This window comes from Exiguobacterium sp. s78 (genome assembly GCF_018618985.1).
GTDB classification, from domain to species: domain Bacteria; phylum Bacillota; class Bacilli; order Exiguobacteriales; family Exiguobacteriaceae; genus Exiguobacterium_A; species Exiguobacterium_A abrahamii.
In genome coordinates, this window is record NZ_JACSNB010000001.1 from 2,109,374 (window position 1) to 2,129,457 (window position 20,084).

Genomic DNA, 20,084 nt, shown 5'->3' on the forward strand with positions numbered 1-20,084 from the left:
CATGATTGAAATTTCCTCCCCAAGTTAACTTATGAATGATAAGTTTTAATGCACAACGTTTGCATAAAGGCACAACCATTTTCTCATGATAACAACCGAGTGGTTGTAAGCGTTTTATGAAAACGTTTGCATCACCTTTACATTTTTATTATACAATCTAAAATCCTTTTGACAAGTCCTTTTATTCAATTATTTTCTTACATTTCAAAAACTTTTTATTTTTGATTTCATTATTTGAATCAAACGCTAAAAAGAATAAGCGAACAAAAAGAAAACGTTTTCATTTTTATTGTTTGCACAACATGATGCAAACGATTGCATCATACTCTCGACTTTTATCAGGAATCCTTGATTTCACGGGATTGGAATTGACTTTAAGAAAGCGCTTTACTATTCTTAGGTCGAAGACATAATCAATACGATGCAAGCGATTGCGTTAAGGAGTGACTGCCATGTTCAAAGAAGCTGTGTTTCACCGTGCGATGTCTCCATTCGTCTATAAGTACGATGAGCGAACAATCCACATCCGTTTACAAACGAAAAAAAATGACGTTGATCGCGTCGATTTGATATGGGGCGACCCATACGATTGGCATACTGAAAACCCGGATGCTGCCGATTGGAACTTCGATCCCTCAAAATCAAACTACTGGAATACATTTGAAACACCGATGAAGCGAAGTGGATCAGATGAGTTATACGATTATTGGTTCATCGATGTCGTACCTCCTTTCCGTCGTCTACGATATGGTTTCCGTCTCCATGACGGTGCAACGAGTCATGTATTCACGGAACGTGGATGGTTTGATGAAAAACCGCTCGATGATACAGGCTACTATTTCTGCGTTCCTTTCCTTAATGCAGTCGACGTATTCACTGCACCAGATTGGGTCCAGGATACGGTTTGGTATCAAATCTTCCCAGATCGCTTCGCAAATGGCGATGCGACGAATGATCCAGCTGGTACACTTCCATGGAATAGTACAGCACCAACGACGACGAATCTTTTCGGTGGAGATTTCCAAGGCGTCATCGATCACATCGACTATCTCGTTGAACTTGGTATCACTGGTATTTACTTCTGCCCCATCTTCTTGGCGAAATCGAATCATAAATATGACACAATCGATTACTTAGAAATTGATCCACAGTTCGGTACGAAAGAGAAATTCAAGGAAATGGTCGATTTGTTACACGCACACGGCATTCGTATCATGCTAGATGCCGTATTCAATCATGCCGGCTTCCACCACAAAGCATTCGCTGATATTCGTGAACATGGTAGTCGTTCAACCTATAAAGAATGGTTCCATCTGCGCGATTTCCCACTCGTGACCGAGCCGCTACCGAACTACGATACGTTTGCTTTCGTACCTGAGATGCCGAAATTCAATACCGAGAACGATGAAGTAAAGTCATACTTACTCCATGTCGCCCGCTACTGGGTCGAAGAATTCGGAATCGATGGCTGGCGACTCGACGTCGCCAACGAGGTTGATCACGCATTTTGGCGTGATTTCCGTCAAGTCGTCAAGGAAGTCAATCCTGATGCGTATATCCTTGGTGAAATTTGGCATGACTCACAGGAATGGTTGCTCGGTGACCAGTTTGACGCCGTCATGAACTATCCATTTACGAATGCCGCCTTGAACTTCTTTGCCTTAGATAAGACTAAAGCAACTTCATATGCGAATGATATGTCGCATGTATTGTTCTCAAACACGATGAATGTCAATGAAGTGACCTTTAATTTAATCGGTTCACACGATACACCACGTGCGTTGACGCGCGCTGGCAATAACAAACAGAAGCTTCGTCTTCTCTTGTTATCGATGTTGACGTTCTCAGGTAGTCCCGTCATCTATTATGGTGATGAAATCGGTCTCGATGGCGATCAAGATCCAGGCTGCCGAAAATGCATGCCGTGGAATCCAGAGGAGCAGGATCAGGAGTTATTCGCCTATACGCGACATTTGTTACAGCTTCGAAAGCAGCATAAGACGCTTGCGAACAAAGGACATATCTCTTTCGTTCATGCGAATGATGAGACGAATACAATCATCATGCGTCGCATGAGCCCGGAAGGATTATATTATATCTACTTCAACAATTCAGATGCTCCCGTTTCGTTGACCGCTCCACAAGCTGGTCGGGGGCTTGATTTATTGACGAACACGCACCAGCAGACACTTGATGTCTCTCTCCCTGCGTATTCTGGAACGATCGTTCAAGTCTTATAATTATCTAAAAGCCTGTACACTCACCTTCTAAAAAGAAGTTTGTGTCCAGGCTTTTTCTGTATCCGTTCTTCAGGAGAGAAACAAGTTAATGAATGCCATCGAATTAGGGTATAGGGTACAGAAAGGAGGACATCCTCCATGGAAATTTTCTTTTACGCCGGTCTCATCCTCATCGGCTTATTTACGATCAGTTACTTGAGTGAACGATTCCACGTCCCGAGTATTCTCGCCTTCATCTTGATCGGAATCGTCCTTGGATTCTATTACGACCCTCCCGAAGAGCTGAAACTCGGGGGAGAAGCGGGCATCATCGTCCTGTTCTTTTTACTCGGTCTAAAATTTTCAGTGGCGGACTTGCTGATTCAGCTCCGTTCCATTTGGAAAGCGGGAGTCATTGATATTCTACTTTCGTTTGGTGGGACTATCCTATTGACCCTATCGTTTGGCTTTTCAGTCGCCGAATCGTTTTTGATTGGCTGTGTCTTGTATGCGACGAGTTCTTCGATTTCTGCTCGGCTGCTCGATCGGGAACCGGATAAACATCAGGATGTGAATCGCTTCGTGCTGTCCTTACTCGTCTTCGAAGATTTGATGGCACCAATCCTACTGACGACGGCCCCGTTCGTTTTAGGGACTGAGACGTTCTCGGTTGCCAAAATCAGCATCATCTTTCTCGGGTTCGCCTTCTTCTTCATTGCTCTGATGATCATGACGTTGTTTATCCGAAGACGTGGACGGTTAGTCGACTCCCTCTATCGACATCCTGATGCCGGCATCGGAATCATCGGCTTGATCTTATTGTTTTCTGGAATTGGAATCTTATTTGGTCTATCCGAAGTACTTGGTGCCTTCATCATCGGTATTTTGTTAACCGAACTGGATGAGACGCGTTATCTTAGACGACTAGTCACGCCATTCCAAGACTTATTATTACCATTGTTCTTTATTACATTCGGAATGTCATTCGAATTGACTGACGGATTACCGATTGATCTATTTTTCTTCGCTCTTGTCATTTGGGGAGTCGTCTCTAAATTTTTAGTCGGTTACCTCGGCGGAAGGTCCTTTGGTTTATCGAATTATCATGCGATCGAATCTGGCTTTTGTCTGGGTCCACGTGGTGAATTTTCGATACTTTTCATCACGCTCGCTAGTGGTGCATTCGTGACGTTGACCGGGATATACATTTTTGTTTCTGCTTTTCTCGGAATTCTATTATTCCGTATCTCTACAGGATTGACGAACCGTACACATGCGACCGCACGAAAAATCAAAAAGAAATTGAATTAAAAAGACGTCGGCGCATCGTGCGTTTCCGACGTCTTTCTTCTATAAAGTATGCTCGATTCATCGTCCGACAAAAACAGGGCGTTTTTTTTCGATGAAGGATTCAACAGCATGGCGATGGTCTTCCGTTTTTCCAGCACGTGACTGATAGATGATTTCTTGAGCAAGCATTTCCTCCAAGTTATTTTCATAACTCGCTGCTTGCAGCTGCTTGATGTACCCGATCACTTTTGTCGGACGATCTGCTAGCTGACGAGCAAACGCTGTGACCTCTTCTACAAATTTCTCTGATTCGATACTTCGTGTCGCAAGATTGAGCGAAACGGCTTCGTCTGCTGAAATCGTGTCACCGAGTAACGCAAGCTCCGTTGCTTTTGCTGCACCGATTAGTCGAGGTAAGAAATACGGAGCTCCTGCGTCCGGGACAAGACCGATATTGATGAATCCGAGCGACAATTTCGCTTCAGCGTGGACGAGCCGGAAATCACAGGCAAGCGTCAATGATAAACCGGCACCTGCCGCTACACCATTGATGGCAGCAATCGTCGGTTTTTTTGATTTAGCGAGTGCCCGAACGACAGGATGATAATACTGTTGTAGATATTCTCCATGATCGAGCTCAGGCGAGACGGTTTTCAAATCTTGCCCTGCACAAAATCCACGTCCTTCACCAGTCAAGACGATGACACGTACTTCCTCATCCTGATTCGCTTCTTCTAGAGCGTCTGCCAACTCCTCTAGTAAATTCGACGTTAATGCATTCAGTTGTTTGGGTCGAGCTAGCGTTAGCGTTGCAATTTGATCCTTGACGACATAATGCATTTCTCGTTTCATCGGATTCCCCTACCTTTAAAAAAATGAATGATTGTTCATTATGATGTATTCGTGATATTTTATGAAAATCCTTTTAAATCTCTTTTTTTTCGATGAAAGACAAAAAACCCTCTTTCATTATGAAAATCGAAGGCGTATAGTTTCAAAAAGATAAAGAAACACTATTCGTTTTATGAAACAAAGGGGATTTATTTATGAAAACAGTCAAGCAACCAAGCTTATTCCACATTACGTGGCCATTATTCATCGAGATTGCCTTGCACATGAGCCTTGGGATCATTGCAACGTTGATTTTAAGTTATTACTCAGATAGCGCTGCTGCGGCAGTCGGTGTATCCAATCAAATTTTGAATATCTTCATTATTCTCTTTAACATCACCTCGGTCGGTGCAACGATCATCATTGGTCAGTACCTCGGTGCAAGAAAGACGCAAAACGCTCGTCAAACGGCTCGTTCTGCTTTTGCGATTAACTTGTATACCGGTCTCATCGTTTCTCTGACCGTGGTGTTGTTCGGAAGACAACTCCTTGGATTTTTCTCGTTAGAAGGAGAGACGCTCGTCTATGGCGAAACGTTCATTAAGATCGTTGGTCTATTCCTTTTCTTAGAAGCCATCTCATTGACACTGGGTGCGATTCTCCGGAGTCATGGATTCACAAAAAATGCTATGTACGTCACGCTACTCATGAATTTCGTTAGTGCTTTTGGTAACGTCATCGCTGTTCTTGGACTCTTCGGCATTCCCGTTCTCGGTGTTGCTGGTGTCGCTTGGTCGATCGTCATCGCCCGAACAATCGCTGTCCTTGTCTTATTCTTCGTCGTTTACCGGAAACTCTCATTACGTTTTAAAGTAAAAGACTTGATTCATTTCGACCGGGAAGATGTGAAACGAATCATGAACATCGGAATCCCATCTGCTGGTGAAGGGATCTCATATCAATTCTCACAACTCATCATCACAGGATTCATCGCAACAATTGGTGAAGCAGCATTGTCTGCTCGTGTCTATGTATCAAACATCACGATGCTTTGTTTCCTATTTACGCTTGCCATCGCTCAAGGAACGCAGTTACTCGTCGCACGCCAAGTTGGTGCTCAACAATTTGAACAAGCATATGGACGTGCTGTGAAAACATTGAAGATTGCTGTTTTCGCAAGCTTCATCTCAGCTGTCGCTCTTGCTTCATTCGGTTCATCGATTCTATCAGTGTTCACATCGAGTCCTGAAATCATTGCAATCGGTATCCCACTACTCTGGGCAAGCGTCATTCTTGAACCAGGTCGCGCGATGAACATCGTGCTCATGGGAACTCTTAAATCGGCAGGAGATGTTCGTTTCCCTGTCGCCATCGGTATTCTATCGATGTGGGGAATCGCGGTCGTCCTCAGTTATACACTTGGTCTTGGTTTCGGTCTCGGTTTACTTGGAATCTGGATTGCCTTCTCTGCTGACGAATGGTTCCGTGGCATTTTCGCCATGAAACGTTGGCACGGACGGAAATGGGTCCAATACTCACTCGTCAAAGGAGAAACACATGAGCAAAACGAACGTCGAGAGGCTTCTGAAGCAGTCTAAGATTGACTTCGAATCCCTCACTTATCCTGTTGATCTTGATGATTTATCTGCTGAAGCCGTCGCTAGAAAGATTAATTACCCCCTTTCGACCATTTTTAAAACCCTTGTTTTGAAAATGGTCGAAAATAAATATGTCTTCGTCGTCATTTCGGGGGAAGAAGAACTCTCTCTAAAGGCAGCGGCTAAAGCATTGCATTCGAAAAAAGTCGCGCTTGTTCCGATGAAGGAGTTAGAAGACCTGACTGGCTATATTCGAGGTGGTGTCTCTGCCATCGGTGCTAAGAAGAATTTTCCGGTTCTCTTATCGGATCGTGCTATCCATGAACCATTCATCATCATATCCGCTGGAAAACGTGGACATCAAGTTCGGTTGAATCCTCATGATTTTTTATCTTTCACTCAGGGGATTCTCTTTACGAACGGCTGAATTCCATCTCCTAATTATGGTATGATGAGTAGTATCGATGAAGTGGCAGGAGGAATCATTTTGTGGAAAGATCGTGTTCGTAATTCAATACCCAACCTATTTACGTTCGGAAATCTGTATTGTGGTTTTTTAGCCATCGTCATGGCAGCAAAAGGTGATTTTCAAAATGCCACCTTACTAATCGTCATCGCGATGATGCTTGATAGTCTGGACGGACGCCTTGCTCGGATGCTTGGTGTAGCAGGCGACTTCGGAAAAGAACTGGACTCATTAGCAGATATCGTGACATTCGGTGTCGCACCTGCAATGATGGCCTACTATACGTATTTCTATGAATTCGGAGAAGTTGGTTTACTAATCTCTGCTCTGTTCCCGTTGTTTGGCGCATTTCGTCTTGCTCGTTTTAATTTATCGGCAACGAATGTGGCATCTGCTTATTTTTCAGGTGTACCGATTACAGCGGCAGGTGGTATTTTGGCCGTCGTCACGTTGTTTAGCGGACGAATGAACGACTTGATGGTCCCACTCGTTTTTACAGGTCTTGCCTTCTTGATGGTCAGTCGTGTCAAGATTCCAAGTTTTAAAGACATTCCCGTTCCGCGCCATACGTTCGTCATCACCTTTACGTTGCTATACGTGACGTATGTCATGATTGCGCGTAGCAATGAGTGGTCTACGTTTTGGTTCGTTGCTGTTCCGTTGTATATCGCGTTTCTCCTTTTCTCGTTCATCAAAAAGAAGAAGCAAAAACAACATTCAAACGGATGATGATAGGAAGTGGTTCGGTTTCTCTTACGAGAAGCCGGACCACTTTTTTTATAAGACCGCTTCTCCCTCGCTCGTTTTCAAGATATATGGGTATACTTATGACAGAAGCTATTTTGGAAATGGAGGAATGTCACGCATGGAGCAGTTTCATAAACGTCTTTGGATTTTCTTTTCGATTTGGTTCACCATCGGCTTGATCTTAGTTGGTTTTTCGTTACTTCCCCCTTGGCTCGAGTGGGCCAATGCCGTCTTTTTATTCGCTTCCGGCTTATACGCAGCTCTCTATTTTTGGCATGTCTTACCGAAGGGGCGTCTTGTCATCCCCTTTATCTTCTTTGGTTCGATCATCATTGAGTCGATTGGGGTCCATACCGGTTGGCCGTTTGGAACATATCGTTACGAGTCGGATTTCGGTGTCCAATTATTAGGTGTGCCGATTACGATCGGGGCTGCATGGCTATCGGTCATGGGGGCGAGTCTCGCTTTCTCCCGTTTGTTCTCGTTTCGCTATAGTACATTGATTCTCGTTCCATTGTTTGCCGTCTGGCTCGATTTAGCAATCGATCCTGTTGCTGCTAACGTGAAATCGTATTGGCTTTGGCAAGACGGTGGCTGGTATTACGATATTCCGACACAGAATTTCTTCGGGTGGTATGGAACGGCGCTCGTCTTTTCCTTTTTCATCAATCGATATCAAGTCAAGGCGACGGATGCCGCACTCGAACAAAACAATCAGTATCTCTTTTTGATGTTGCACACTTTATTCGGTGTAACAGCAGGAGTTGCTGGTCTCTATGGCGTCACTTTGGTCAGCTTAAGTGCATTCATCGTCTATTTCATTGTGAAACGAGGGGTTATCGTTGAAAGAAGCAAACAAAAGCAAATTAGCTGAATCCGTATTTCATACGTATGTCGATCATGCTTTGATCCGACGTCATTTCCACCGTGTCTTATATCGAGCAGACGATCTACCTGTCCCTGGTCTCATGCTTGCTACACACAGTTCTTGGTGGGACGGTATGATTCTTTTTCATTTGGATCAGACCTGTTTCCATCACGACCCCTATGTCATGATTGATCAAGCAGGGCTTGCTCGTTTCCCGTTCTTCTCCCGTCTCGGAGCTTTCTCTGTTGACCGGACATCATTCGCTGATATCAAGACAAGCCTTCATTATGCAAAAGAACGACTTCAAAATGGCAGCAGCGTCTGGATGTTTCCTCAAGGCGAGGAACGTCATCAAGAGGACCGTCCGCTTCGCTTAGCAAGTGGTGCCACACATTTGACGCGTCATACGGATCACGTGTCTCTCGTCGCCTTTTATTATTCATATGGTCATGAACAGCAACCGGACGTCTATATCCGGACGCGTCGCTTTCGTCCATTACCTAACGAACGGTCAAGTGCTCAGGCAAAACGACTGACGGTAGAACTAACTGCTTTATACGACGACATTCGAGCAGATGCAATTGCGGAACGTGTTGATTTGTATCGCTGTATCTCTACCCGAAGGGAACCACTTCCTGCACGAACGGAGCGCTGGTTACGGGCCCTTCGGTCATGAGTTGGTTCTTTCTCTTCTTCGCTCTAGCTGTCTGTCTCTATACATGGATTAATTTAGCTTTTCTACCACGATTAACGGCTCCCGTTCAACCAGATAGTCTAGCAATTTGCATCCCTTTACGGAATGAGGAGCGTAATGTACGAAAATTATTAGACGCATTAGAACCCGCTCTGACACCAGGGATGCACGTTTACTTATATGAAGACCGCTCGACCGATCGGACGCGCGAGTTATTGCTCGATCGAATCGGTCAAGACGACCGTTTTACAGTGATTGATGGTCTTCCCTTACCAGCTGGCTGGGCAGGAAAGGTCCATGCGTGTCATCAACTCGCGAAACGAACGACAGAGGACTATCTGTTATTTCTCGATGCTGATGTGACATTGACACCTGATGCGATTTGTCGCTTATACGGAACGTTACGAACAGAACGAGCTGTTTTCCTTTCCGGTTTCCCGTCCTTTCCTGTACCGACGTTTCTAGGGAAGTGTTTGATTCCGATGCAACATGTTCTTATCGCGCAGCATCTTCCGATTCCGTTTCGCAAGGTGAAACATCCAGCGTTTGCTGCAGCCAACGGCATGGTCGTTCTCGTCGAACGACACGCGTATGACCAAGTCGGTGGACATGAAAGCATCCAATCGGCTCTCGTTGACGATTTAGAACTTTGTCGTACATTTAAACGACACGGGTTGACGACGACGCTCGTCGAAGTCGCCCCAGCAGTTTCTTGCGATATGTACGCCACGAACGAAGAAGTCTGGCAAGGTTTTCTAAAGAATGTCTTTCGTGGGATGAACGATTCTTATATCGTCGGATCATACTTTCTACTCTTTTACTTGGTTCAAGCAAGTGTCCTACCTTATCTCATCCTCCACCCATCCTGGCAGATGGGTGGCGCACTGATTCTTCTTTATTTAGCACGATTCCGGATTGATCGTGCGGCACGAATCCGACATGTTTGGTGGCTCCATCCACTGGCGGTATTCCTTTATGTCATCTTGCTAGCAAGTGCGATGATTCGAAGCTTTAGGAAACGGGAAATCACATGGAAGGGTAGGACCTATTCATAAGGAGGAATCAGTATCATGAAACATATAGCTGTCATCGGAGCCGGTCTTGGTGGACTCAGCGCTGCTATCTCATTAGCAGCAAAAGGATTTCGCGTCACGGTCATCGAGCGCAATACACATATCGGTGGCAAAATGATGCCGATCGTCACAGAAGGACATCGCTTCGATTTTGGTCCGAATACGATCACGATGCCGGAAGTTTTTCAGTCTGTCATTCTTGAATCCGGTGCGGATCCCGATGAGTACTTTACATTCACGAAACTTGAACGTCATACGGTCAATCATTTTTCCGACGGAAGAACATTAACATTTTCGTCTGGACGCGAAGCGATGCGGACAGAAGTAGATCGTTTCACGAACGGTCAGTTGGCGAAGAACGATATTACAGGTTACCAAGAAGAAGTGGCGAAGTTGCATACGATCGCAAAACAACAATTCTTTACGAATATTGATTCGTATATCCGCCCCTCCCTCTGGCGAGACATGTTGAAAGTGCATCCCTTTCAAAACCTTCATGGGTTGCATAAGCACTACTTTAAGGATAAAGGGTTAATTCAGGCACTCGATCGTTATGCGACGTATATCGGGAGTAGTCCGTATCAAACACCCGCTACCTTCAGTTTAATTGCTCATTTAGAACTAAATGACGGTGTCTACTTCACAAATGGTGGTAATACAGCAATCGCAGAAGGGTTCGCCCGACGTGCAAAAGAACTAGGTGTCGTCTTCCGTCTTGGCGATGAAGTGACACAGATCGAAGTCGTCGATGGACAAGCAACGGAAATTGAATTGAATCACTTGGAATATCTCCCGGTTGACTTCGTCGTCATGAACGGTGATTTGTTGACACAATATCCACGTCTGATCTCAGAAACGGCACGACCTGATTTTAAAAATCCGACACCTGCTCAAGTCGAACCGTCGATTTCTGCCTATGTCCGATGTATCGGTCTCTCACGTCGGATCGAAGGGCTGGCTCATCATAACGTCTTCTTCTCTTCGGATTACGAAGCTGAGTTCAAGGCACTCTTTGATGAAAAACGTTACGCTGAGGAGCCGACGATCTATATCTCGAATTCTTCCGTCACAGCACCAGAAATGGGACAAGCGGGTGATAACTTATTCGTGCTCGTCAATGCACCTGCAACGGATACTGGACATGCGATTGATTTTGATACGTATGATCAACTGATCAATCAACGATTGCAGTCCTTTGGGATTGATATTTCATCTGATGTCGTCTTCGAGCAACGGGTCACGCCACAGGATATCGAACAAACCTTCTTTGCCTATCACGGCTCATTGTATGGCTTGTCATCCAATGGCATCCGGTCGTCTTTCCTCCGTCCGAGCAACCGTTCAAAGAATGTTCACAATTTGTTTTTTGCTGGTGGATCAACGCATCCTGGTGGTGGTAGTCCAATGGTGACGCTTTCAGGAAAACTAGCAAGTGAACGAATCGTCTCTGCTGTCGCCGCTACCCTGTGAACGTTATGTGAATTGCATATCAATCACTTGTACGGACAACTAAGATTTGATACGATTACTTCGAGTTCAAGAGGTAGTGATTGACCCCACATCCTCAATCAAGCGCAAGGTGACTTCCCCGAGTCAAGAGCGTTGAAGAACTTACTTTTTCTAACCAGCGAAATCAAATGGGACCCACCCATTTCATCACGTGACTCATCGTGTGTCCATTCGCATGACTTACGACGTTCCCCCTTAGATCGTCTCATCCGAATGGTCCACAGATAGCTCGATAAAGAAAAGACCATCCCCGTGGTCGAAACAGACCTATCTCGTAGTCCAGATGTTCGCTCTGGTGTAGAAGTAATCTGAGACTCCCCGGTCTCAGACCATAGAAAAAAGACCTTGGTCCCCGCCAAGGTCTTTTTTCTATGGTCATGTATTAAATCGTAGCAAGTAACTTCATTTTTTGCCAACGGCTGACGTACGCCCGTTTTGTAAAGACGTCATAGTGATTATCCCGCGCTGCATCGAGTATACCACGGTACAGGAAAGCAGCAGCCTTCAGAGCACGCCGACTCTCTCGTGGATAACGTTCAAACGATGGAATCGCTGCGTCATACAGATGCTCTGCTCGAAGTGCAACCTCTTCCCAGAGACCGATAAAGTCTCCTGAAGGACGACCAGCGAGTAACGACTCCGCTGTGACACCGTATGTCTCCATCCATGAATGAGGCAAGTAGATACGACCGCGTTTTGCATCTTCACCAACATCTCGTAAAATATTCGTCAATTGCATCGCGATTCCAAGATCGATAGCAGACTTACGGAGATCAGGCTGTTGCGGTGCAAGGATGGGCAACAACATCAAACCGACAGTACTCGCTACGTAGTAGCTGTATTGCTCTGTCTCTTCAAGCGTCTGATAACGATTTTTCTCGATATCCCAACGCATCCCTTCCGCGAGCTCAAGGAATGGTGTCTCATCCATTTCATAACGTTCAAATACGTCTGCCAACGCAATCCATAACGGTTTATCTAGTACTTCGCCATCACGGAATCGTTTGAATTCATTCAAGAAAGCTAGTAAACTCTCTTTCGGCGTATCCGACTCATCGACGGTATCATCGAGGAACCGGCAAAATGTATAGATGGCATAAACAGCTTGTCGATCTGCTTTTGGTAAGAGTGAAAAGGCTTTATAGAACGTCTTAGATCCGGACTGAATGACTTCCTCACATTTGATATACGCGTTCTGGATCGTCACTGAATTCATGTTTCCACCCCATCTCTTGTTCCATTCGGTTTACGAGTATCGTTGCGCCCATCATGACGACTGGTACTCCTCCACACGGATGCACCGATGCACCGACGGCATATAATCGATCGATATCCGGATACGGTTTTGCCTGTGTCTTTAAGGCAGCCGATTGGCGAATCGTCGGCGCGATCCCAAAACTACCTCCCTGATATAATCCAAAGGCCTGTGCATCATTCGGTGTACGAATCTTCATTTCTTGTATCTTTTCCCGGAATCCCGGATGATGATGCTCGATTTTTTCAAGTACGGTCTCGATGAAGTCTACTTTTTCATAATCTTCTACACCATAGCCACGCGGAGAAGGAATTAATGAATAGACGACGCTATCATCCGTTCCTGTTAAACTACGGTCAATCCGACTCGGATGGAACAGATAGACTGCCGGATGTTCAGGTAATCGTCCTTTTTTAAAAATATTCGTCATGAGCGGTTCCAAGTCGTTTGGCATCAAAAAGCGATGCACCGGTAAATCGACTTTCCCTTTCATCTTGAAATATAGCAATAGCGTACCGCCTGAAGGTGTATAGGTCTTAGGTTGTTTACCTTCTACAAGGCGTTCCATCAATGGAAACTCTCCATTTAGTACGATTTGATCAAATGCTTCCTGTGTGCCATCTTGTAAGACGATTTCCTTTGCCTGTCCTTGGTCGACGACGACTCGTTCAACGGGTGCCTCGAAGACGAATCGGACACCACGTTCGACTAATGTGTCGTACATGCGTTCAGCAAGCGAGAAATAGCCACCTTTTACATACCAGACACCTTCTGCTTGTTCCCGGTACGGAATCAAACCGTAAATCGATGGTGTCGTATAAGGGTTTCCGCCGATATAAAATGTCGGGAAACTGTATGCCATGCGCAAATATTTACTCTTGAAGTATCGCTTCAAATGGTCATGTGCAGTCTCTAGAGCATGCATCTGTAATAATGGACGCATCATGTCTGGGTGCAACAACTCCGTCTTCCGACGATAACCACGTTCTAAAAATTTCGATACACTCGTCTCATAATCCTTTTCTTTTTGATGCATGAATTCATAAAATCCACGACCTTCACCGAATTGACGTTCGATCGCGATCGCTTGATCCACGACATCGGCTACTTTCGTAACGACCGTACCATCGTCAAAGTGAAGGTCATACAATGGATCGACCCGTTCAAGTTCTACTCCCGTCACGCCGGCTTCTGCCAACTGCTCTTTTAACTTGCCTGGCATCAGAACGATCGTCGGACCTTCATCGATGCGGCCACCCGATTTAAAATCGACGGATCGTAATCGACCACCGACATGTGCTTCTTTTTCAAAAATCGTAATCTCGACTCCAGGATGTCTTGCTGTCAGCAAAAGCGCTGCATGCAGTGTACCAACACCGGCTCCTACGAATCCTATCTTCATGTCCGCACCCCTTCTTTTTTGAGCACGAGTTCTGCCGTAATACGCGCGGATTCGAAAATCGTCGGTAATCCGCTACCCGGATGTGTGCCACCTCCGACGAGATACAGATGATCGAGCTCTTCAAATTGATTATGCGGGCGGAAGTACATCATCTGTGTCAACTGATGACCGAGATTGAACGTCGCGCCTTGATGGATCCCCATCGCTTCCCAGTCGTCTGGCGTGAACATCTCTTCGACTTCGATTGCCGCCTCAATCCCTTGATACGGTGAACGCGTTTCAAGAGCGTCCAGAACACGACGACGTAGTTTCGGTCCTTCGATCGACCAATCAAGTTCAGAGTAATTGTTCGGCACTGGCACTAGGACATACATAGCAGACTTGCCTTCAGGTGCTAGCGTTGAATCAATCACGGATGGATTTTGGACATAGAACGAAAAGTCATCCGATAATTCTAAAGTCTGCGTCATCTCGCGAACGTTTTTCTCATAATCCTCTGCAAAGTAAATCGTATGGTGTGGTGCATCGAACGTCCGGTTGACACCAAGATATAACATGAACGTCGAACACGAGAATTTTTTACGGTCAATTTTTGGTCGGGACCATTTTTTCAGAACCCCTTCCGGCACCAGATGATTCATCGCATGTGCGAAATCAGCACCGATGATGACTTCATCGAATAACTCATGTTGACCTGACTCGAGGATGACTCCTTCGACAGCTTTTCCGTTTAAGATCAATTGTTCGATGCCCGCACCTAACTGTACGGTTCCACCTAGCTCTTCGATCGCACGTTGCATTGCAAGCGGTACTTGATGCATTCCACCAATCGGATGATGGACACCGTAAGCATGTTCCATGTAAGACAAGATCGAAAAACCACCTGGACATTCCCAAGCTGACATGCCTAAGTATTTCGCTTGGAATGTAAAAGAATACTTCAATTCTTCGCTCGTGAAGTAGTCGGATAAAACATCATAAAGCGATCGTCCGAGCGATAGGCGCGGAAGTGCCGTTAAGACACGCGGTGATAAGTAATCCGTCAGCCGATCGTGACGTGTCTGTAAGATTGGCATGAGTTTTCCAAGCTTAAGTGCTTGCTCTGCCATGAATCGATCGTACCCTTCCCCGTTTCCAGGAAATTGTCGTTCGATTGCCTCTTTCATCCGGTCCCGATCCGTCGTCATCGTAAACTCCTCTGTTCCGCCTTTGAAATAGAGTGTATACATCGGATCAAGCGCCTTTAAATCTAAATAATCTTCTAATCGTAAACCGGCTTCGTGAAAAACGTTTTCTAAAATATGCGGCATATTAAGGAATGTTGGTCCTCGATCGAACGTATAGTCACCTAGCTTGACGGCAGAAGTTCGTCCACCGACTTGCGTTTGTTTTTCGTAAACGGTGACGTCTACTCCTTTTCCTGCTAATAACAAGGCACATGCAAGTCCCCCAGGTCCTGCTCCAATCACTGCTACGCGTCGCTTCACCCAAATCTCTCCTTTTTATCTCTCATCGTTTCAACTATTATACTAAGCACATAGTAAAAGCAACAAATTTGAACTGTCTTCAAACTGTAAAAACGCCAGACTTCGCTTAGGAAGTGGCGTTTGCAGTGACGATATACCAGGCACCTTCTTTTAAGAATGGTGTGATCGAAATGTTTTCAAACCCAGCTTTCGTTAGATCCTCTTTCAATTCTTCCTTACTTGGTAATGGATACAGATTCTCATGCAACGTCATGAAGGCATTGAATGCTGCTGAGAAAGATGCACCATGTGAACTGTCACGTAATGGTGTGACGAGAATGACTGTTCCATCATCCTTGACGAAACGACGAACTCCTTTTAATAGTGCAAGGCGTTCCGGTTGCGGGAAGTAATACAAAATATTATTCATCATGACACCGTCATATGTCTCTTTGACATCAAACGTTTTGATGTCTCCAACGACAAAATCAATCTCTCCGCTCGTATCTCGTCGTTTTGCTTCTGCGATGACGGATTCTTCAATATCGATTCCGGCGAGTCGTAAGTCCGGCAATGCCTCATGGATTTTACGGAGATACCCACCATAAGCACAACCAATATCAAGAAGTGAGGTTAGATTACGACTCCGAATGATATGGCGTACTGCTGGGAAAGCAACAGTCTCAACGAGAGCTGAAGTTTCAGCCACGATGTCTCCATGTTCCTCTCCATTAAAGGTCTTTTGTTGACCCTCTTCTAAAAATTGAGGATAAGAGAATAGTGCTGGCAAGTGCAGCTCCATCATTTCCGATAACATGAATCCGATACTCCGATCGTCTGATTGAGAGAGTTCCGGAAGAACATGGCGAGTCGCTGTATAGCGTAAATCTTTTTTCTTCAAGTGACCGACTGCGACGCCGACTTCGAACCAGCGGGATAACGCTTCCTGTGTCAGCGGACGCTGCATCCGTAGCTGTGCCTCTGCTTGTGTTGCTCCTGTTTGAAGAGCATCGAATAATCCATATTTATAACCGATATACCCATGCCAAAGTGGTAACACCGGTTCTGCGCGTTTCATCCATTTTCGTGCCCGGAAAACTTTCGTCCATTCCTTCAACTGTGCCACAAGCGTTCCCCTCTCTACTGTGTAATACATCCCTTTTCCCAAATAACAACCACTTGTAAACAAAAATTACTAACGAACATGACAAAAAGAGCCCTTTTCAACCTATGAGGTCGAAAAGGACTCTTTGATCCCGCATGAACTTAGAAGAATTTCATACCGTATGGGAGTGAATAGCCTAGGAATACTGTCACAAGGACAAGCACGATGAATCCGATGACGAAACCGGAATAAGCTTTTCCTTTTTTAAGTCGAACAAGTGTCAACTCTCCGAAGATGAGCGACAATAAGCCGAGTGTAATCTTCGCATGGTAGAGTGGGTCTGGATTTTCAGACATCCCCATGATTTTGATGTACAGATAAAGACCTGTCGCGAATGTCAATAAAAGCAACAGACGGAACGCCATATGAATCCCTTTTGCAGCTTTTTTGTTGTTCTTGTACATCGAAAAAGCGACGAAGAACGTAACCAATAAAAGTACCCAAAGTAAGACGTGTGTGTGAACGAATGCTGTGATTGGCATTTCATTTCCTCCTTTCTTTTCCTATTTCATCGTATCTGATTTCAGGACGAACACCTAGTGTTATTTGGTTGATATATGGTTTTTTCAGGAGATTGTCACATGTGTAGACTGGACAAGTGGAAATTTGACGGTAAAAAGACTACCTTCCTTCACGACTGACTCGACATGAATTTCTCCACCATGACCCGTGACGATTTCCTTACATATAGCTAGTCCTAGACCAGTCCCACCAATTTTTCGACTATCCGAGTTATCGACGCGATAGAACTTTTCGAATAGACGACTCAGCGATTGTTCTGGAATCCCGATTCCCTCATCTCGAACTTGAAGAATGACTTGATCAAGTGATGTCGTGAGTACGACATCGATCGCACCACCAGATGGTGAATATTTCACCGCATTATTCAATAAATTATTGAGCAACTGTCTAATTTTTTCTTCGTCTGCTTCAATGACAGGCAACTGATTTCCCTCGTGACGGAACGTAATCCGATGAGCCTGTGTCGAAGCCTCATAAAATTGTGTCGTTTCTTCAGCAATCGTATAGATGTTCACAGATGCTTTTTTATACGATTGTGTGCCCGACTCCATGCGCTGGACATCTAAGAAATCATTGACGAGATTCGCAAGACGTTCCGTTTCGGAATGGATCGTCCGCAAATATCGATCTTGGCGCGACTCTTCGATGTCTCGGTTGAGCATGAGTTCTGTAAATCCGTAAATCGAAGAGAGTGGCGTCCGAAGTTCATGAGAGACGGTTGAAACGAGTTCTGATTTCAAACGATCCATTTCAGTCTCTTTCGTTACATCACGCATGACGAGCATCGTTCCTTTATGTACGTGATGGATATGGATCACCTCGACATAAAATTGAATGAATACCGTTTCGTTTCGAATCGAGAACTGTAAACTATCGGTCGGTAATTCTCCACGCAGAACTGCATCAACATAACGGCTAAAGACTTCTGGATCGTCGACGACGGATCGAATGACTTCTAAGCACGTTTGCAATGTCTCCTGTTCAGTCTGAACACCATAACGTAATTCCGGGAATAAATCGTATAATGGTCGATTGACGAAGACCTCTTCTTTACCCGGTTCAAGATAGATGACGGCCTCTCGAATCGAATCGAGAATCCGCTCTGTCTTCGTTTTCTCTTTCGTCATCTCATCAAATAAACGCATGCGTAAGAGCGATAGTGACAATTGACGGGAGAAGGACATGACATCACGCATCTGTTCGTTCGTAAACTGATCGCGATAACGGACAAGGTAGATATACGCGATGATGTCACCAGACGTCGGTTCAAGAATCGGTACAGCTGTTTCGTACATATAGTACGGGTACGGCAGTGGATGATTGCTTGCGACTTGTTTAGAAGAATGAACAGGTGACTTTAGTGACTCAGCTCGTTTTAAGAGAGACGCATCGTTTTGAAGCAGCTGTTCTGCCAATTCATCCGTCATTCCATACGTAACGACAGAATAACTATCTTCTTCATCAACAAATACTAATGCACCAATCTCAGAATCTGTGATTGTGACGAGCTTCTCAATGATTTCTGGATAAGCAGTCAACGACTCACGTGCCGCGAGCGTTTCTGTCAAATCATTCCGATACTGCAAATGTTGCTCATTCCGCATCGTCAGCTCTAATGCTTCTTCGAGTTCTTCTTGCTGTGCTTGCAATTCTTCCTGCTGTGCTTGCAATTCTTCCTGTTGCGCCTGTAATTCTTCATTTTTCGCTAATAAATGCTGCTTGTTCTCGGAAATCGAACTTGCCATCTGATTGAAGGATAACGCCAGGATTCCGATTTCATCTTTACGATTCGGTACTTTGACGCTCGAGACATCTTCACCGTTCGCAAGCCGTTGACTGTTCTTGACGAGAGATAATAATTCCATCGTGATGCGGCGGATAAACGGATAGATAAAGAAAATCAAGACGGCAAGTAAGACGACGATATTCGCTAACCAAATCAGCTGTGTCGTCCGGATCTCCCGTTCCAGTTGGTCGCTCGTCCGTTGTGCCCAATCCTCTAAAAATTCGCGATAACCGCCGAGTGCTAGCTCGCTCTTATTGATTTCCGAGAGTACATCAATGTTTCCTTGAGCATCTAATTGAATCTTACCTTCAGCTAATAATTGCTGACCAAGTGGCAGTTCAGCAAGTGTTGTTCCTTTTAAGAAGGATTCCGTGACATCTCCAGATTCTTTCGCTTGGACATAGGATTGAATAAGCGGCAAAATCGCATCGAAATAATAACCATACAATTCTCTCGAGGACTGGGCGAATGCCTTTCCTTGATCATAAATCGCATTTTTTTCGAACCATTCTGTCTGCTGATCAATCTTATCTTGTTGAGCCATGACTTGATTGTATAGATCACCATTCCCCATCAAGGCATAACCGCGCATATTGAACTGAACATCCTGCCACTCTTCCCATAAAGCACCCGCACGTGCACTCCGGTCACGGATATCTTCTAATTTCGCCCGAGTCGCCTGCAGTTTCGTATCGGTATAGTTGTAGACGATCAATGATGAAATCATCAATGTAGCTAATACGACATAAAAGGAAGCCATGAGTTGGCGCCCGATTTTTCGATTAATCCACTTGGTGATCACTCAGTATTCCTCCCACGACATCAATCAGTTCTAACGGACTAAAGGGCTTTGAGAAAAAGTAATTTGCACCAATCTCTTCCGCTCGTTCGCGGTCTGATTGTTGACTTTTAGCCGTCAACATCATGATTTTTAAGTGTTGCTTATCTGGATGTTGTCGGACTTTCTCAATAACTTCAATCCCTGTCATTCCAGGCATCATGTAATCGAGTAAAACGAGATCATATTCAGCGTTCATGATTTTTTGATACGCTTCGTCTCCATCTGTCGCTTCGTCGATCGTATATCCTTCATCTTCTAGTGTATCGAGTACTAACATTCGTAAGACATCTTCGTCTTCTGCTAATAAAATACGTGCCATCTATTAAAACCTCCCAAAATTATCCATCATCAA

General features: G+C 45.0%; 17 protein-coding genes. 9 read left to right on the forward strand and 8 right to left on the reverse strand.

Going from position 1 to position 20,084, the window contains the following annotated elements; genetic code table 11:
- Positions 1 to 452 precede the first annotated feature (452 nt).
- Both KNQ18_RS10930 and KNQ18_RS10935 read left to right on the forward strand, forming a co-directional pair.
- Positions 453 to 2,240 carry a glycoside hydrolase family 13 protein gene (locus KNQ18_RS10930; protein WP_215084754.1) on the forward strand — a complete coding sequence of 596 codons (1,788 nt, stop codon included), beginning with the start codon at positions 453 to 455 and terminating at the stop codon, positions 2,238 to 2,240.
- A gap of 138 nt (positions 2,241 to 2,378) precedes the next feature.
- Positions 2,379 to 3,530, forward strand: coding sequence for a cation:proton antiporter (locus KNQ18_RS10935; RefSeq protein WP_214724389.1), 1,152 nt, complete (start codon positions 2,379 to 2,381; stop codon positions 3,528 to 3,530).
- 57 nt (positions 3,531 to 3,587) lie between these two features.
- On the opposite strand, the gene KNQ18_RS10940 is transcribed toward KNQ18_RS10935, so the two are convergent.
- A complete protein-coding gene (locus tag KNQ18_RS10940) occupies positions 3,588 to 4,361 on the reverse strand; it encodes an enoyl-CoA hydratase/isomerase family protein (RefSeq protein WP_064300354.1) in 774 nt (257 codons plus the stop codon).
- A gap of 194 nt (positions 4,362 to 4,555) precedes the next feature.
- On the opposite strand from KNQ18_RS10940, the gene KNQ18_RS10945 reads away from it, so the two are divergent.
- The 7 genes from KNQ18_RS10945 (at position 4,556) to KNQ18_RS10975 (ending at position 11,256) form a co-directional block, all read left to right on the forward strand.
- Entirely contained in the window at positions 4,556 to 5,938 is a 1,383-nt protein-coding gene (locus KNQ18_RS10945; RefSeq protein WP_029340978.1) for an MATE family efflux transporter, read from the forward strand.
- Entirely contained in the window at positions 5,898 to 6,365 is a 468-nt protein-coding gene (gene ybaK, locus KNQ18_RS10950) for a Cys-tRNA(Pro) deacylase (protein WP_064300355.1), read from the forward strand. The genes KNQ18_RS10945 and ybaK overlap by 41 nt, the downstream gene beginning before the upstream one ends.
- A gap of 21 nt (positions 6,366 to 6,386) precedes the next feature.
- Entirely contained in the window at positions 6,387 to 7,133 is a 747-nt protein-coding gene (gene pssA / locus KNQ18_RS10955; RefSeq protein WP_174316042.1) for a CDP-diacylglycerol--serine O-phosphatidyltransferase, read from the forward strand.
- A 136-nt stretch (positions 7,134 to 7,269) separates the two neighbouring features.
- Entirely contained in the window at positions 7,270 to 8,025 is a 756-nt protein-coding gene (locus KNQ18_RS10960) for a carotenoid biosynthesis protein (protein WP_023467400.1), read from the forward strand.
- Positions 7,994 to 8,695 (forward strand): lysophospholipid acyltransferase family protein, encoded by a 702-nt coding sequence (locus KNQ18_RS10965; protein ID WP_251133345.1) that lies wholly within the window; start codon positions 7,994 to 7,996, stop codon positions 8,693 to 8,695. The genes KNQ18_RS10960 and KNQ18_RS10965 overlap by 32 nt, the downstream gene beginning before the upstream one ends.
- Positions 8,692 to 9,768 (forward strand): glycosyltransferase family 2 protein, encoded by a 1,077-nt coding sequence (locus KNQ18_RS10970; protein WP_214724387.1) that lies wholly within the window; start codon positions 8,692 to 8,694, stop codon positions 9,766 to 9,768. The genes KNQ18_RS10965 and KNQ18_RS10970 overlap by 4 nt, the downstream gene beginning before the upstream one ends.
- A 15-nt stretch (positions 9,769 to 9,783) precedes the next feature.
- A complete protein-coding gene (locus KNQ18_RS10975; protein ID WP_035398446.1) occupies positions 9,784 to 11,256 on the forward strand; it encodes a phytoene desaturase family protein in 1,473 nt (490 codons plus the stop codon).
- 421 nt (positions 11,257 to 11,677) lie between these two features.
- On the opposite strand, the gene KNQ18_RS10980 is transcribed toward KNQ18_RS10975, so the two are convergent.
- The 7 genes from KNQ18_RS10980 to KNQ18_RS11010 form a co-directional block, all read right to left on the reverse strand.
- The gene (locus tag KNQ18_RS10980) at positions 11,678 to 12,511 is read right to left on the reverse strand and encodes a phytoene/squalene synthase family protein (RefSeq protein ID WP_055966987.1); all 834 of its coding nucleotides are present in this window, start codon (positions 12,509 to 12,511) and stop codon (positions 11,678 to 11,680) included.
- Positions 12,471 to 13,952 carry a phytoene desaturase family protein gene (locus tag KNQ18_RS10985; protein WP_214724385.1) on the reverse strand — a complete coding sequence of 494 codons (1,482 nt, stop codon included), beginning with the start codon at positions 13,950 to 13,952 and terminating at the stop codon, positions 12,471 to 12,473. Before KNQ18_RS10985 ends, KNQ18_RS10980 begins: the two co-directional genes overlap by 41 nt.
- Entirely contained in the window at positions 13,949 to 15,439 is a 1,491-nt protein-coding gene (locus KNQ18_RS10990) for a phytoene desaturase family protein (protein WP_050677170.1), read from the reverse strand. The genes KNQ18_RS10985 and KNQ18_RS10990 overlap by 4 nt, the downstream gene beginning before the upstream one ends.
- Positions 15,440 to 15,545: 106 nt before the next feature.
- Positions 15,546 to 16,544 (reverse strand): class I SAM-dependent methyltransferase, encoded by a 999-nt coding sequence (locus tag KNQ18_RS10995; RefSeq protein ID WP_215084756.1) that lies wholly within the window; start codon positions 16,542 to 16,544, stop codon positions 15,546 to 15,548.
- Between the two features lie 140 nt (positions 16,545 to 16,684).
- Complete coding sequence (locus KNQ18_RS11000) at positions 16,685 to 17,065, reverse strand: DUF1516 family protein (RefSeq protein ID WP_023467392.1); 381 nt, start codon at positions 17,063 to 17,065, stop codon at positions 16,685 to 16,687.
- A gap of 84 nt (positions 17,066 to 17,149) precedes the next feature.
- Complete coding sequence (locus KNQ18_RS11005) at positions 17,150 to 19,693, reverse strand: HAMP domain-containing sensor histidine kinase (RefSeq protein WP_215084758.1); 2,544 nt, start codon at positions 19,691 to 19,693, stop codon at positions 17,150 to 17,152.
- Positions 19,674 to 20,051 (reverse strand): response regulator, encoded by a 378-nt coding sequence (locus tag KNQ18_RS11010; protein ID WP_023467390.1) that lies wholly within the window; start codon positions 20,049 to 20,051, stop codon positions 19,674 to 19,676. Before KNQ18_RS11010 ends, KNQ18_RS11005 begins: the two co-directional genes overlap by 20 nt.
- Between the last annotated feature and the right edge of the window lie 33 nt (positions 20,052 to 20,084).